General features: G+C 44.9%; 14 protein-coding genes. 3 read left to right on the top strand and 11 right to left on the bottom strand.

Features of this window, described 5'->3' with window-relative positions:
* Positions 1-10 precede the first annotated feature (10 nt).
* From HY811_09290 to HY811_09240, 11 genes are all read right to left on the bottom strand, one after another.
* Positions 11-589 (bottom strand): hemerythrin domain-containing protein, encoded by a 579-nt coding sequence (locus HY811_09290; GenBank protein MBI4834993.1) that lies wholly within the window; start codon positions 587-589, stop codon positions 11-13.
* A gap of 64 nt (positions 590-653) precedes the next feature.
* Positions 654-1,187, bottom strand: coding sequence for a thiol peroxidase (tpx, locus tag HY811_09285; GenBank protein ID MBI4834992.1), 534 nt, complete (start codon positions 1,185-1,187; stop codon positions 654-656).
* Positions 1,188-1,205: 18 nt separating this feature from the next.
* Complete coding sequence (locus tag HY811_09280) at positions 1,206-2,111, bottom strand: DUF362 domain-containing protein (protein ID MBI4834991.1); 906 nt, start codon at positions 2,109-2,111, stop codon at positions 1,206-1,208.
* An 18-nt stretch (positions 2,112-2,129) separates the two neighbouring features.
* Positions 2,130-2,948, bottom strand: coding sequence for a dienelactone hydrolase family protein (locus HY811_09275; GenBank protein ID MBI4834990.1), 819 nt, complete (start codon positions 2,946-2,948; stop codon positions 2,130-2,132).
* A 223-nt stretch (positions 2,949-3,171) separates the two neighbouring features.
* Positions 3,172-3,540 carry an STAS domain-containing protein gene (locus tag HY811_09270; protein ID MBI4834989.1) on the bottom strand — a complete coding sequence of 123 codons (369 nt, stop codon included), beginning with the start codon at positions 3,538-3,540 and terminating at the stop codon, positions 3,172-3,174.
* 113 nt (positions 3,541-3,653) lie between these two features.
* Entirely contained in the window at positions 3,654-4,565 is a 912-nt protein-coding gene (locus HY811_09265; protein MBI4834988.1) for a diguanylate cyclase, read from the bottom strand.
* Between the two features lie 166 nt (positions 4,566-4,731).
* Positions 4,732-4,911, bottom strand: coding sequence for a hypothetical protein (locus HY811_09260; protein MBI4834987.1), 180 nt, complete (start codon positions 4,909-4,911; stop codon positions 4,732-4,734).
* A gap of 244 nt (positions 4,912-5,155) precedes the next feature.
* On the bottom strand, positions 5,156-5,419 hold the full coding sequence (locus HY811_09255; GenBank protein MBI4834986.1) for a winged helix-turn-helix domain-containing protein: 264 nt from the start codon (positions 5,417-5,419) through the stop codon (positions 5,156-5,158).
* Positions 5,420-5,869: 450 nt separating this feature from the next.
* Positions 5,870-6,373, bottom strand: a complete 504-nt coding sequence (locus HY811_09250; GenBank protein ID MBI4834985.1) for a ferritin-like domain-containing protein — start codon at positions 6,371-6,373, stop codon at positions 5,870-5,872.
* 72 nt (positions 6,374-6,445) lie between these two features.
* Positions 6,446-7,675 carry a hypothetical protein gene (locus tag HY811_09245; GenBank protein MBI4834984.1) on the bottom strand — a complete coding sequence of 410 codons (1,230 nt, stop codon included), beginning with the start codon at positions 7,673-7,675 and terminating at the stop codon, positions 6,446-6,448.
* 65 nt (positions 7,676-7,740) lie between these two features.
* A complete protein-coding gene (locus tag HY811_09240) occupies positions 7,741-8,646 on the bottom strand; it encodes a YHS domain-containing protein (GenBank protein ID MBI4834983.1) in 906 nt (301 codons plus the stop codon).
* A 696-nt stretch (positions 8,647-9,342) separates the two neighbouring features.
* Here HY811_09240 and HY811_09235 point away from each other — a divergent pair.
* The 3 genes from HY811_09235 to HY811_09225 all read left to right on the top strand — a co-directional run.
* Positions 9,343-10,977 carry a diguanylate cyclase gene (locus tag HY811_09235; protein MBI4834982.1) on the top strand — a complete coding sequence of 545 codons (1,635 nt, stop codon included), beginning with the start codon at positions 9,343-9,345 and terminating at the stop codon, positions 10,975-10,977.
* Positions 10,978-11,259: 282 nt separating this feature from the next.
* A complete protein-coding gene (locus HY811_09230) occupies positions 11,260-13,242 on the top strand; it encodes a sigma 54-interacting transcriptional regulator (protein ID MBI4834981.1) in 1,983 nt (660 codons plus the stop codon).
* A gap of 193 nt (positions 13,243-13,435) precedes the next feature.
* Positions 13,436-15,301 (top strand): putative Ig domain-containing protein (locus HY811_09225; protein ID MBI4834980.1); only part of this gene is annotated, 1,866 nt, incomplete at its 3' end.

Genomic DNA, 15,301 nt, shown 5'->3' with positions numbered 1-15,301 from the left:
CGGTCATTTATCATACTTTCTGGTGGCAAGTTTTGAAATACCATGTCCCGACATCCGGTTCAGCCGGCTGCTCGGCTTTATCCTGGTATATCCGGTGCACCATGCTGCGGTCAAATTCCCGCTCTTCCGCCAGCATTGCCTTTTTTTCCGCTGGGCTGAAATAATCCATGCAGGGAGGGAAAAACTGCTTGTCCTCTTTTTCGATATGCTTAGGATAAAAATCAACCAGGAAATCAATGCACTTCAGGATTTGGGGCAACGCTTCGGGTGCGCCGGTGCTGTATTTCTCGTTAGCCCGGACTAATTCATGGACCTTAGCCCGCGCCTGGCGATGCTCATCAATTAATTCGTCCATGATGCGCGTATGCTTGGGAGACAGTTTTTTCCGGGACAGGTCGCGGAACAGGATGCCTTCTTCCTTGCCGTGATGGCATAGGTCGGCATAGTTGCGGATAAAATCAATTGCCCGCGAAATAAAGACGGGGTTAGCCTTGTTTTCCTGCCGGAATATGCCGGTTTCTTTCTCAATGACCCCGAACATTTGTTCGATCAAGCGGTGTTCTTTCATCAGTAATCCAATTGGTAACATAAAACCCTAATCCTTTCTCCTGTCAAAGACAGGCCAATAGCCTGTAAACTACCCGGCGAACCGATTAAGTTACGCTGGGCTGTGTTTCTGGCTGTTTTATTTCAGAGAGCTTGGTTAATGCCGCATCATAATCAGGCGGCTTGCCCAAATCATCCACTATCTGGATATACCGGGCTACATTATCCTTATCCAGGATAATCACGGAGCGCGCCAGGAGCCGGAGTTCCTTGATAAGCAATCCGTAATTCTTGCCGAAGGAGGCGTACCGGTAATCGGATACGACCACGGCATTCTTAATCTCATTTTCCTGGCAGAACCTGGCCTGGGCAAAAGGCAGGTCCATGCTTATGCCCAGGACGATGACGTCATCGGAGAGCTTAGCCGCCCTTTTATTGAATTCCTTTACCTGCAAATCGCAGACCGGCGTATCCAGGGAAGGGAAAGTGGTGATGACCTTAATCTTACCGTTATAATCAGCCAGGCTGACTTCTTTCATATCCTGGTTAACCACGGTAAAATCGGGTGCCTGCCTGCCGATTTTCAATTCCGTCCCCTCCAAGGTTACGGACTGTCCTTTAAACTTTACGGTTCTTTCCATTATATCTCCTTTTATATTTTAGGGCTGGGCAACGAAATCCAATTTCTCAGAAGATTTTAATATATAATCTTTTTCTGATTCGGCGCCCAGCCCAAGTTCTATCGCACGCCTTATGGTCGGGAGCTCCCAGGCATCCATATCCAGCCTGTTTTTGGCAGGATAAGACTGGATTATTTTTACTCCTTCGACATCAATCGCAATCCGGTCGCCGGAAGCAAGAAACAATCCGGGCTCGGCGGCATCCCCTTCACCCGGGCCATGGGTAATGAAGATTTTCCGGGCGTCCACGATGCACAGGTCCGGCCAGATTACCGATGCCACCTCGGCAACCTTGGGTTCCAGGTTAATAAAATGTGCTACCCGCTCGGATTTCTTGGTGCAACCAAAGGCAAGTTTCAGGGAACAGGTGTATCTGGCAAGCCGGTGGGTTTTCAAACACGGCAGGAAAATCAGGCAGTTCACCTCATCCAATATTCTGGGGATTTTGGTGGATTTCTGGTATTTTCCATTAGGAATCGCTATCCTAACCCAGTCGTAATCATCAAAGATATAAATTTCCGCGCCGGTTTCACGGGCAACATCAAAGGCGCCGTGGCGCTCCATATTCCGGCGCGTGTTTTGCCAGTAAGCCGAGGACTCACCTATCAGGATTCTTGACGGATGGTATTCCTTAACTATTTCCACAACCGCGCGCAGGAAATCAGGGGATGTGGTAGCCGGATACGGCGCATCAAATACGTAGTTGGGCTTCAAAAGGACCGTATCGTTAGGCTTGATTATACGGGCCAGATCGCCGATTAAAGAGACAGCTTTCCTGATATCCCGCCTGAGATTTCCGGTGATATTTACCTTGCTCACCAGCGCCTTGCCATTTCCGGTAAAAGCATTCGGGACAGTCTTTTTCACCAGCGTTGTTTTTACCATAACATGGTTGTTTTTTAATCAGTGCTTTAAATCATTCGGAGAAAATATTTCTTTAAGGAAGCTCTTCATGGCTTCCCATGAACGTTTGTCGGCCTTCTCCTCATAAGCCGCGCCTTTTCCCGGGTCATTGCCATGTGCCGGATTGGTAAACCCGTGCACAGCGTTGCCGTAAATGACAATTTGCCAGTCGGTTTTGGCATGGCGCATTTCATCTTCAAATGCCGTCATCGCCTCCGGCGTTACTGATTTGTCATCCGCGCCGTGCAGAACCAATATTTTCGCCTGGATTGGTTTTGTCGTTGCCGGATCAAGGTTATTGAGGTTGCCGTGGAAACTGATAACGCCCTTAATATCCGCCCCGGTCCTTGCCAGCTCCAAAACAGTCCCTCCGCCGAAGCAATACCCCATGGCTGCGATATTATCCTTATCCACCAGTTCATTATTTTTCAGTTCTTCTAATGCGGCGGTTATCCTTTCCCGCATAAGTTTGGGGTTGGCGCGGTAAGTGCCGGCTAACTTTGCGGATTCTTCGCTCGAGCTTGCCCTTACGCCTTTTCCGTAAATATCCGCGCAGAAAGCCACATAACCCAATCGGGCAATCTGTTCCGCCCGGCTTTTGACGTAATTACCCAGCCCATCCCATTCATGGACGATGATGACTGCCGGCCGCTTACCGGAAACCGCCCCGTCATAAGCAATGAAGCCTTCCATTACCACGCCATTGCTTTTATATTCTACGTTTTCTGAGATTATCCTGGCGGGTGTTTTATCGTCGCCCTTATAGGACAGGATAAACAACAATAAAACTACAATTATTGCCAGCAGGATATATTTCATTGATTTTCCTCCTCCTTTTTCGCCGGAAACATTATTAATCCCTTGAATCGGGGCTGTACAAATTTGTTTCATAATTTTACTCCTAATAAATTTGCTCCGGAATGCAATGCCCGAACGGCATCACCGGAACCGGCTGTTTATGGCGATTAGCTGCGATAAGCAGAATATTCATTCATTAAACCTTTCGTATAACCAGACAATTATCCTAACAATCACAATAACATCATGCGGACAAAACAGATTTCCACGCCGTTACATTGTCATTAGCTATGGGAAAAACAGCGCTCAACCCGACTAAGTCCAATACTTCTTTTACTTCGGAGGAGGGTTTTAATATTACTACTTTTCCTTTATTTTCTTCTATCCCGGTTAATAAAGTTATAAGAAGCCCCGCCCCAACCGCCCCTAAAAATTTCACCTTAGACATATCCAAAATCACTTTAGAAACCTTTTCTTCAACGAGGCGATTAAAGGTTTTTTCAACATCTGTATATGTATAAGCGTCTATGTATCCCTTCATTATAACTTCAACGATTCCATCCTGCCGTTGTGTAGTAATATCTATTCCCTGCTCCACAGGTTGCTCAATCATAATTTTTCGTTCCGGACAACCCGGCGAATTCAAGGAATCCCCTCTGGCAGGGACTCTTTTTAGAGCCGTTTTTTAGCACTTTTCTTATCCTGTTAATCATCTATCGCATCCGCTTAACATAATTTTTCCGTAGACACGCAATTACGACCTGATTTCTTGCTATGGTACATTAATCCATCTGCTCTTGTCAGGAGACCATCCACTGTATCGGTGGTTTTGCCCAGAGTTGCGCCGAGAGAAATGGTGCATTTGATATTATGCACGCCTACAATAACCTTATTTCTTTCAATGGTTTGACGCAATCGGTTCGCCACGATAGAAAGCATATTCGCCTTAACCCCCTGAACGGTGGCAATAAATTCTTCTCCGCCCCAGCGTCCCACCCCATCATAAGACCTTAAATTACGCTGAAGCACACTGGACATACTCTTAAGCACTTCGTCGCCGGTATCATGGCCGTATAAATCATTGATTTTCTTGAAATGGTCCAGGTCAATAAACAGTATGCCAAAACTCCAAGAATAACGGCATAATTCTTCCAATCTCCGTTGGACATTCATTTCAACATAGCGGCGATTGCCTATGCGGGTAACCGGGTCAATATAAGCCATTAGTTCCTGCTCGGTGGCATACCGAATGCCAGCCATCTTATATAGATTAACGCAGGACATCCCGACGGCTCCTACGACTTGGTTGTGCGCGTTTCTAAGGGGCGTAGCCCGCAGGGAAACGGGCACCTGGAATCCGTCTTTATGGTGGAGATAAAAATCCTTTTCCTCGGCGATACCATATTTTATGGCATTCACTAAAATACATTTTTCAGGAGTACAGGGATGTCCCCCGCTCCGGTCATAATAAAAGAATTTCCTATGCTCACAGGGATATCCGGTTATTTCGTGCGATTTTATGCCGGTAATCTTCTCCATAATCCTGTTCCAATACCTGATGTGTAGATTATTATCTACGACATATACGCCGTTGGCGATGTTATCCAAAATGTTTCTGCAGAAGCTACAAGGTTTCATTTATTCACCCGGCTATAGTCTGTTTTTAATCTTGGCTTTTCTACCAAGTTTCGGCAACAATTCTCCTTTTCTTTATTAATCCTGTCGCCTTCGCAGCCACTTTCATCCAAATGAAAAATCCGGCTTAATAAACAATTATCCGCCATCTTTCCCGGCTAAAAAGGGTTCACGGCACCGGAAAATTCCTCCATTTATTCAGGTGTTTTCGGACCTGTTCCAAAAAACCTGAAACGGTTTGGGTTTTGCAGTTACAATCATCAGATTTCTTGCCGCACCCGCTGCAAACTCCGTTTTCAATAGGCTTTCCGCATTTCTTACATGGAGTACAACCGCATATCTGGCACATATTTAATCCTCCTTATAAAATATTATTAATCTCTTGGCTCTTACGATTCCGGTTAAAATAAGGATTCATTTTCGGGAAAGGGGAAAAGATATCCCGGGTCCCCTAAGGGAATGATCAGATGATATTGCGGTGTTTGTATCCTTTTGCCATTTTTATCCATATTTTGGGCAATTCTCCTTCAATACCATCCTTCATACCGCCGGGTATATCTTACTCCCCCATTTCCCGTAATAATGATTTAAATTTATACCCTTACTTCGGAATCGGATAACCGGATATACGTATCGTTCTTATCCCGGCTAAGGCAAACCTTATCTTCCCTGGCTAACCAACCAACCGCCAGCTTGGCTAAATCGCAGTCAATATCAGCCTGGCAGCTTAAGTCCTCAAGGCTGGATACGCCGTTTTTGGAAAGATATTGCCAGAGCTTCCCTGCGGCGCTACCAACATCGGCACGGACATTCATCATCTGCCCCTTTGGAAATGATTTAGCAGAACATTTTCCCATCTCTTTTCACCCCCTTTCATTAAAATCTACCACACCGGCATTACGCCGTAATAACATTTATCTTTATAAGCAAATATCGTGCCAACCAAAACATAAATATTTCCGGTATGCCTAACACCTTAAGAATAAAGAGATTGCATAAGGATACTGCTTAAGCAGAAGTTATCACTCCGTATCATCTAATAATTCTTAATGAAACTGCTTAATCTAATCCATATAGAAAGGGATGGTATAACATCAACAATTACAGGATATTAGGGTGAAAGCGCATTAAATCATGAAGCCCAAACTGTCTCTTTTAATATAAATGAAACTTAGTATTAAGTGAGACAGTTAAATACGAAATGTACGCGCAGAAATTGGTATTATAAGAAGTAAACGGATGGCTGTTTTATCCGATATTTTAAGGGAGCACCATCCCCCCGGCATTAATGCCGGGGGGATGGAGTTTTACTTTACCTTTTCCAAAAAGGCGCTGAAGGTGTCGTAATGCTCCTGTTCATCCTGCAGGATTTTCCTGAATAATCGAACGGTTATTTCATCGCCCAGTTTGCCGGCAAGTTCGATTGTTCTCGTGTATAATTTAAGCGCACCGGCTTCTTCCCTTTTGTCGTTTTCAAACATCTCTTTAAGGCTGCTTCCGACAGTAACATCTTCGGACTTGGTCGTCGGAACGCCGCCCAAAGCATACAACCGTTCGGCAATGGCTTTTGCATGGCCCATTTCGTTGACGGCAATCGACCTTAGTTCGTTCTGGAACTCCTGGCTTTCCGCATCGTTGCAGATGATATGCTGCCACATATACTGGATGGAAACCCTCAGCTCCCGGGCAATGCCCCGATTAAGCAAATCCTTTAATTCTTCGGACGGGGTTTGGTTTCCCGCGCCTTGGTCAACAACTTCTTTATTTGCCGAAGCGGCGGAGCATCCAGTGACGATGATGCTCAACACCATAATAACCGCCATGGCCAGGCGCATCATATCAATGCAGCCCCATTTCATTCTCTTCATACGGGGTATCCTTTCCTAATCAAACAAGGTTGTAAATAAAATCGCAATCTGATTATTCTTGGGTTCAGACACTCCGGTCGGCATCTTTTCAGAATCAACGGAATACTCTGCCTTAATGTGGGTATTTTTGGATAACCGATAGCCCGGACCAGCCGAGATCCTGGTATAGTCATTGGCATTAACACCGTTAAGCGAAGCAAACATATCCGACTTATCAAACCCGATGAAACTATAACGGGCACCCAGGTATACCTTCTTGGTGGCGTTATAACATCCTTCCAGGTAATAATAAGAACCTTCCCGCTCGGTTACTTTGAGAACCGGCGCAAGCCTGTCTTTGCCGTCGTCGGTAAATTTGCCGTAAGCCAGCCTGACAAAGGCCTTGCTATCCGAAAAAGCCGGCGGGCCGGGTAAAATCCCGCTGCTATTTATCTCCGCACAACAGCTGCTCCTGCTTTGCTTATGGTCAGACTGACTGCCCGGCTCGATATCATAGCGCAAATCAACTTCCCAGATATTGCGCGTCCATTCCGTGGCGTTCGTCGGGCGGGTGACCAAACCGCCACACCCTAAAGCCGCATCCTGCACACCTAAGTCGCCGGAATTATAGTAACTGCCGGAAACGTACAATGCCGTCAAGGGAAGGGCGGATAGTTTCAAAATAACCGCCTTGGACTGGGTATTATCGCCGCCGGCGGCTGTGGTATTGCCGTTATGAAAGCTCAAAGACCATCTGGCGGGAAACCCGAGCGTTTCTTTAGGCAGCACCTGGTTTATATTCAAACCTTCGTCCATGCCGGCAATATTTGCCGCTGAATTGGAAATGAGCACTCCGTTGGTCGGGTCATTGGAGAAATTTTCCTCCCCGAAATCCATTTTAAACTGTCCGAGACAAATGGACGGGTTAAACGCGCTGTCTTTCAACGACGGCGAAATATTAGCCGCCAGGTTACGCAACTCTACGTAAAAACAGCACATTCCGGTAAACTTGGCGTTGTTCAGGTTCATCCTGACATGAACGGTTGCATCAGGGCTCATTAGCCAATTGAATTCCAATCTTGCATCGGGCATGTAATAGGAGCCGGCCGAATAACTGCCGTTCCTCTCGGAATCTATATATCCGGCGGAGAAGCGTGAGTTCGTGAATTTCATCGACGGCTTGAAATCATCCTCGGCAAATGCCGAATAACTAAACAGGCAAATCGTTCCTAAAAGCAATAGTAAGCATGTTGTTTTCACTGCCATTCTTTCATTTCCTTTCATTATTATCAAACGAGATTAAGTTAAATCAATCACTTTCATTTTGTTCATTAATCTTTTGACGCATATTTATCCGGGTCTGCGATGAACTTTTTCGGGCAGTTGTAGCAGCAGAAATAATAAACCTTGCCTTTGTATTCAAGGGCCGGGGTTTCCTTATCCACTGTGAAAGTCCCTTTCATAACCGGGCAGATTACTTCTTTGCCGATTTCTTCATCGCTGATGAAATGCGCCTTAACCTGTGATTCGATTGCGTATTTATCCGGATTTTCCTTAAACTTCTCCGGGCAATTGTAACAACAGAAATAATAGACCTTGCCTTTGTATTCCAGTGCCGGGGTATCTTTCTCCACCTTGAACGTCCCGCCCATAACCGTGCACCTCACTTCTTTGCCCACTTCTTCATCACTGATGAAATGCGCTTTGATTTCAGATTGTGCCGCATATTTATCCGGGTCTTCCATGAACCTTTTCGGGCAATTGTTGCAGCAGAAATAATAAACCTTGCCTTTGTATTCAAGGGCAGATGTATTCTTATCAACCGTGCAGGGGACCTTCATGACCGGGCAGGTTACTTCCTTGCCGATTTCATCAGCCGTGATTGCGTGGGGGGTAACTTCTGTTTTTACCGCATATTTATCCGGATCTTCCATGAACATCTTCGGACAATTGTTGCAGCAGAAATAATAGACCTTGCCCTTGTATTCCAGCGCCGGAGTATTTTCGTCAACCGTGCAGGGGACCTTCATGACCGTGCAGATTACTTCCTTGCCGATTTCATTAGCCTTGATAGTATGGGGTGTGACCTTATCCGCGGCCTTTTTTTGCATCATATCAGGTTTCATGACGGGCTTTTCCGTTTTGGTTTTATCCGGCTTTGATTCATACATTGTCTGGGAGCATCCCATTGCGAAAGTTACCAGGGCAATTACCAGCATTACTATCCCTTTCCTCATATTCATTCCTCCATATTTTGAGGCCAAGATAAAGGCCTCTATTTAACTTTGTTTACTTTGGTTATCCCGTTAACTGCTATTATCCCCTCCTTTCCTTCACTATAAAACTAATCAGGCCTTCCATACGCCTATCACATTAGCGAATGGTTACCTATTTATTATGTATATAAGCAAATACCGTGCCAACTTATGATAAAACCTTATTTACATCTTTAACTGCTTGAAAATAAAGTCGTTAGAAATAAACGCCATCTGGTTAAGCATTTCGGGATGTTTCTATAAAAAAACACCTAATGAAACACTTTATAAACGGCCAAATAGCGTTTTATATGGGTTTAGCGCATAAAACAAGCATAAAAACCATATTTAGCCGTTTTTATTACTGTCTCATTAATATAAATTAAACATCTTGTTAAATATGGTTGTTAATGAGACAGTTTTGAAATAATTGGCAGGGTATTTGACAAGCGGCTAATTGCTTAATTTAATAATAAGGGAGTTTCCGGCTTTAGCAAAATCCGCTCCATTAACCGATGGGCGCATACAAAACGCCGTTGGGTAACGGATAAAATTGAGCAACTATTTTTTCTATCGGACTAAACCCCTGAATATTTTTATTGACTAAATACTTTTTTAGCTTATAATGGCATCCGAAAATAATTTAGCCGGGTTTGTATAATAAAATCCATTTTATATATGAACGAACAAGAAAATCACGCCGTCCAAACTAAGCCACCTGTTAAGGCAATCGTCCGCGCAGCCGTAATCATACTTATTGCCGAGTTTGTCGCGCTTGGCGCAATTAAGTATACACCGCTGGCTGATTGGATTCAGTTGACGACATGGCATGTCTGGCTGGTTATCGTCCTTATCCCGATGCTTTACTTTTTGATATTCCGCCCGTTGAACATCATCATCAGCCAGCGCCGGCAGGCGGCAATGGAATACCGGACTATCCTCCAGACGGCGCTGGATGGGTTTTGGGTAACCGATAGAGAAGGGCGGTTCCTGGATGCAAACGAAAGTTATTGCTCACTCATCGGATACACCCGCGATGAGCTGCTTAAGATGTCTATCGGCAATTTGGAGGTTTACCAGTCACCGGATGAAATTACCCGCAGCATCCACGAAGTAATGGAACGCGGCTCGGGCAGGTTTGAAGTCCATCACCGCTCCAAGTCCGGTAAAATTCTTACACTCGAACTTTCTATCAACTATCTTAAGGACGGGGGGCGTTTTTTTGTCTTTGGGCGTGATATCACCCAGCGCCGTGAAATGGAAAAGGCGCTTAATGAAACAAACGAAAAGCTCAATTACTCGGTTAAAATTCTGGAACAGCACAATTTCGAAATAAACCTGCTGGCGGAGATGAATACCAAACTGCAGGTCTCGCTGACCACCGCTGAAGCTTACAAGGTAATCGGCGAATTCCTCAAGCGGTTGTATCCGGAAAACTCGGGTGCTTTATATATTTTCGATACACCTCGCAACCTGGCAGAACCCGTAATAACCTGGGGCGCTAATGCGCCCGGCCATGAACTGTTTACGCCGGAAGAGTGCTGGGCAGTCCGGATGGGAAGGCCCTATCTGAGTACGAACGTGTCGGAAAGCACTCCGGGATGCCGCCACGGGAAAAATGTATCCGGGATATTTTTCTGCGTGCCGCTGATATTACAGAGCGAGGTCTCCGGCATACTCAGCATCGTATTCGCCCGTTCCGACCTGGCAAAAGATAAAGCTATCCGGCTGGAACAAAAAAAGCACATGGCAACGAATATCGCTGCCCAGATAGGACCCTCGCTGGGCAACTTAAAATTGAGGGAAAGCCTGCAAGCCCTCTCCATCCGCGACCATCTGACCGGCCTTTTTAACCGCCGTTATATGGAAGAATCCCTGGAACGCGAATTGCTCCGGGCCAGCCGCAAGGGCACTCCGGTCGGTATTATTATGATGGATATAGACCACTTCAAGGATTTTAACGACCGGTTTGGACACGCCTATGGAGATAATCTAATGCAAAACATGGGCAAATTCCTCAGGGAAAATATCAGGGAAAGCGATATTGCCTGTCGTTACGGGGGCGAGGAATTTACGCTCATTATACCTGATGCCACTTTGGAGGCAACCCGCCAGCGCGCCGAATACCTGCGGGAAGAATTCAAAAAATTATATCCCCAGAAAGGCGACAAATCATCTGATGGCATCACGATTTCATTGGGGGTGTCTGTTTACCCGGAGCACGGCACTACGGCCGAGGCGGTCCTTAAGGCAGCGGATGCGGCGCTTTATAAGGCAAAGGAATCCGGCCGTGACCGCGTCCAAGTCGCCTGAAATAATTATTTCAAAGAAACTTGCACCTTGACGAGATTCTCTTCCCGCCTCCACAACACCTATTTTTTAAAAGGATGGAACTGATTACTCAACGGAGATTTGGAGTTAACTTAACAAGGAATATGACTAAAATTAAAAACGCGTAATTAAATTTGAATTTTACCCCGTTAGAAATTTAGGCTATAATTAAGTTAAAAACTTTACAATGAACTCTACAAGGATGTAGAAAATAATTTCTAATGGGGCTTGACAACCACTCCTTTTTTCTGTATAATTCCCGCGATGCCGAAACGAAAGTCATTACTTGTAGTGACCCCGACAAAACGGGGGAATCTGTCCAATTATCTGGAAAACATCAAATCAGCCTTAGATAAAAAAGATTTGGTTAAAGCCAAACGATACGGGGAAATTGCTCTAAAGAAACTTTCTTCCCTCTCATGCTCACCAAACGAAGAATATTTTCTGTATAGCAAATTAGGCTCTATTTATTATAGATTGTCAGAATACTCCAATGCATTGAATAGCTATTACAAAGCATATTCAATTGCCTTAAGGCATTCGTTGCCCCCGGTTGAAACAACCTATCCCTTGCTGTTAATAGGCGATATCCTCCGTATCATTAAAAACACCAATCAAGCATTAATTCATCTCCAGAAAATAGAACAATACTTCCAAAAACATGGCGGTCGGATATCCCCGATGATCTACCGAAAAACTCTCATCAGCTTGGGCTATTGTTATCTGGAAAAAAACGAGCTGGAGAAAACACGCCAGATTCTGGAAGAAAAAATGGCTTCTTATCTGGTATTATCTTCATCTACTTCCGCCGACCAGCTGTTTTCAATAGATTATCATCATCTCAAAGGAGAATATCAAATAGCCATAGAAAAATACAGCGAGGCAAAACAATCTTTCCGTGAATGCATCAGAATTAGCAATGAAGTTAATTATCCTCATGGGATGCTTGCCGCTAATATGCATCTGGCAGTAATTGATTTATCAGAAGGGCGTTTAAAAAACGCCATCTATATATTGCAGGATATCTTGAAAAACGCCCGGCGTTTGAAGAAGAACGAGTTTATCTGCGAATCGGCGTTACTGTTAAGCAGATGCTATATGATGAATAACCTTCCGGAAAAATCTTCGGTTATGGAAAAGATGATAAAACCACTTTTAACTAAACTTGATGCAGCCTGGCTTTATGAAAAAAACAAGGAATTTGAACAACTCTTCCGCCAATTGCCAAACTCCCAGCATCGCGAATCCCGTATCCCGCGCATTCTTACTGAAACCCTTCTTTCCCGTTATGAAAAGTCGGCTACTAAATATACCATTGTTGGCAATTCTCCCGCAATGCAAGAAATTTATCATCTTATGGAAAAGATTTCTCCTACGGATATGCCGGTTTTAATCCAGGGAGAAACAGGAACCGGAAAAGAACTTATTGCCAACGCCATACATAATAATAGCCGTCGTGTAAACAAAATCTACCTTCCTTTTAATTGCGGAGCAATGCCTGACACACTTATCGAAAGCACCCTTTTCGGCCATACCAAAGGGGCTTTTACCGGCGCTATTGAAGAGAAAAAAGGTTATATAGAGCTTACTTCTGGCGGAACATTGTTTATAGATGAAATCGCCAATATGTCCCCATCAATGCAGCAAAAGCTCTTGCGTATTTTGGAAGAAAAACTTCTCTGGAGGGTGGGTGGACAAAAACCTATTCCGGTTGACACCCGCTTTATTTTTGCCAGCAATCAGGATATTGAACAAATGGTTAAGCGAAAACTCTTCAGGGAATACCTGTTTTACCGTATCAATACGATAGTGATAAATCTTCCTCCCCTCCGCGACCGAAAGGATGATATCCATCTCCTCGCCCAGCATTTTCTACAAAAATATGGTCGTCCCTCATCTCTCGTCTCTCCTTCCGCCCTTTCCCTCTTCTCCGCCTACCCCTGGCCCGGCAATATCCGCGAGCTTGAAAACGAAATAAAACGAATATACGTTTTATATCCCGATGTGAAACTTATTGAAGAATCGATGTTATCTGATCAAATCCGCACCTGCCTGCCTGCCTCTGCCCCTACAGTTAAGGATGTATTAACCCTTAAAGAAATGGAACGAAACGCCATTATAGAAACGATTAAAAGTTGTAATGGTAATATAACCCAAACGGCCCAACAATTAGGATGCGACCGTGCCGGTTTACACCGTAAGATAAAACGCTTTAACATTAGCTTAAAGATTGTTACCAAAAAGTAACCAGTGTGGATTTTGTCCACACCATCGCCTAAATATTGATTTTGCTTTTACAAGTCGTCTTGTTCTAACTCCTTTAGTTAAACATATTGGATAGCCTATCATTTTCCGTCAATTCCCACGAAATCTTGGCACGATATTTGCTATACATTAAATACAGATATTAACCGCTAAGGCGCAAAGGAGGAGGAAAAACATGATAACACGAAAACAGTACGGCGCAACATTGGTAATTTGTTTGGTCGTTGGGATTTGGTCATTGTCCCGAATGAAGAATCTAACGTGGCAACGCATCGGGATCCCGATGTTAATCCTACTTGGGCTTCTCCTTTCGGGAGTATTTGCGCCCCGACAAGTCGGGGCGGATTCCTGGTCCGAAACCACTTTTATCACCGGCACATTCTCCAATACCACGACCACCACCGGCTCGGCTGAGGTTATTTTAAGCAAAACTGCGCTTGATTCTGTTACTTGGTCAACAATGGCCGCGGCGCCGGCAAACATCTCCCAAGGCGGCGCATTGGTATCTACCGGCGGCGATTTTATCTATGGGTTCAGAGGTGGCGTCACTGGTGAATTCTATCGTTATTCTATTTCAGGTAATTCATGGTCAACAATGGCACAGCCTCCGGGAGCCATTGGTTATGGAGGCGCATTAGCCTATCCCGGCTCAGGAGATTTTATCTACGCGCTTAGAGGTGGTGGTCAAGTTAATTTTTATTGTTATTCCATCTCGGGCAATTCATGGACTACAAAGGCCTCGGCACCTGGTGGTATTAATGAGGGTGGTTCATTGGTTTCGACCGGCGGAAATTTTATCTATGGGTTCAGAGGTGACCAAACTGATATATTCTATCGTTATTCCATTTCAGGCAATTCATGGTCAACAATGACCGGGGCGCCGGGAACCATTGGTTATGGAGGTGCATTAGCCTATCCCGGTTCAGGAGATTTTATCTACGCGTTTAAAGGTGAACTTTCTACCGCTTTCTATCGCTATTCCATCTCAGGTAATTCATGGGCAACAATGACTGCGGTGCCGGGAACCATCGCTAATGATGGTAGCGCATTAGTCTCGGCTGGCGGAAATTATATCTATGCGTTTAGAGGGGAGCTTAATACCACTTTCTATCGTTATTCCATTTCAAGTAATTCGTGGGTAACAATGACCGCAGCACCGGGAACCATCTCTGACGGAGGCTCATTAGTTTATACCGGCTCAGGAGATTTTATCTATGGATTTAGAGGCGGCACTACTACCGATTACTATCGCTGTAAAGTTATTGGTTTCGCATCGCCAGGCAGTTACACCTCAGCCGCCATTGCCCCGGCTGGGGTGGGTTACTGGGGAATCGTGACTTATACCAAAACGACACCGGCAAATACGATTTTAACCGTAGACGTCCTTTCTTCATCAAATGATACTGTATTAGCGGCGAATTTACCTTATGGCACAGACCTTAAAGCCACCTACCCAGCCGCATTTACCAATATTATCGGCATAAAACTCAGGGCTAATTTTTCGACAACGGATAACTCCCAGTCCCCGACCCTATCCGATTGGTATATAGCGTATGACAGATCCCCGGTTCTTACTTCGCCGGGAAACAAGAGCATAAATGAAAACCAGTTGTTAACCTTTACGCTTTCTGCCACAGACCCTGACGGCGACCCAATAACGTATACCATGACCGCAACTCCAACCGGCTCGACTTTAAACTCAACCAGCGGCGTATTTTCATGGACGCCTTCTTATACACAATCCGGGAATTACACGGTCACCTTTACCGCCACGGCTAAAACATTATTTAATTCCAAGACAATCACCATTACCGTAAACGATATTCCGGGATTTACTAATGTTACTACTACAGCCTGGACGATGTTGACCAACGGCAATACGCCGGTAAGAATGGGACAGTCTATCGCTTATGTCAAGTTTAACGCAAATACCATTTCCGGCACAGCACGCTGGAAGAAGTTCCGGATAGATAAGGGCGTTACAGGCGTTGCGACCCCCTGCCCGGATAACAAAATAGAAGTCCAAATCTGGATGGAAAAT

This window comes from Planctomycetota bacterium, from assembly GCA_016207825.1.
In the GTDB taxonomy this organism is placed as follows: domain Bacteria; phylum Planctomycetota; class MHYJ01; order JACQXL01; family JACQZI01; genus JACQZI01.
Note: the sequence above shows the minus strand (reverse complement) of the source record. Positions and strands in the feature narration are given on the sequence as shown.

Excerpts from the sequence above, each read along its gene's own strand:
- HY811_09290 (MBI4834993.1), bottom strand. The coding sequence starts at position 589 with ATGTTACCAATTGGATTACTGATGAAAGAACACCGCTTGATCGAACAA.
- tpx (MBI4834992.1), bottom strand. The coding sequence starts at position 1,187 with ATGGAAAGAACCGTAAAGTTTAAAGGACAGTCCGTAACCTTGGAGGGG.
- HY811_09280 (MBI4834991.1), bottom strand. The coding sequence starts at position 2,111 with ATGGTAAAAACAACGCTGGTGAAAAAGACTGTCCCGAATGCTTTTACC.
- HY811_09275 (MBI4834990.1), bottom strand. The coding sequence starts at position 2,948 with ATGAAATATATCCTGCTGGCAATAATTGTAGTTTTATTGTTGTTTATC.
- HY811_09270 (MBI4834989.1), bottom strand. The coding sequence starts at position 3,540 with ATGATTGAGCAACCTGTGGAGCAGGGAATAGATATTACTACACAACGG.
- HY811_09265 (MBI4834988.1), bottom strand. The coding sequence starts at position 4,565 with ATGAAACCTTGTAGCTTCTGCAGAAACATTTTGGATAACATCGCCAAC.
- HY811_09260 (MBI4834987.1), bottom strand. The coding sequence starts at position 4,911 with ATGTGCCAGATATGCGGTTGTACTCCATGTAAGAAATGCGGAAAGCCT.
- HY811_09255 (MBI4834986.1), bottom strand. The coding sequence starts at position 5,419 with ATGGGAAAATGTTCTGCTAAATCATTTCCAAAGGGGCAGATGATGAAT.
- HY811_09250 (MBI4834985.1), bottom strand. The coding sequence starts at position 6,373 with ATGGTGTTGAGCATCATCGTCACTGGATGCTCCGCCGCTTCGGCAAAT.
- HY811_09245 (MBI4834984.1), bottom strand. The coding sequence starts at position 7,675 with ATGGCAGTGAAAACAACATGCTTACTATTGCTTTTAGGAACGATTTGC.
- HY811_09240 (MBI4834983.1), bottom strand. The coding sequence starts at position 8,646 with ATGAGGAAAGGGATAGTAATGCTGGTAATTGCCCTGGTAACTTTCGCA.
- HY811_09235 (MBI4834982.1), top strand. The coding sequence starts at position 9,343 with ATGAACGAACAAGAAAATCACGCCGTCCAAACTAAGCCACCTGTTAAG.
- HY811_09230 (MBI4834981.1), top strand. The coding sequence starts at position 11,260 with ATGCCGAAACGAAAGTCATTACTTGTAGTGACCCCGACAAAACGGGGG.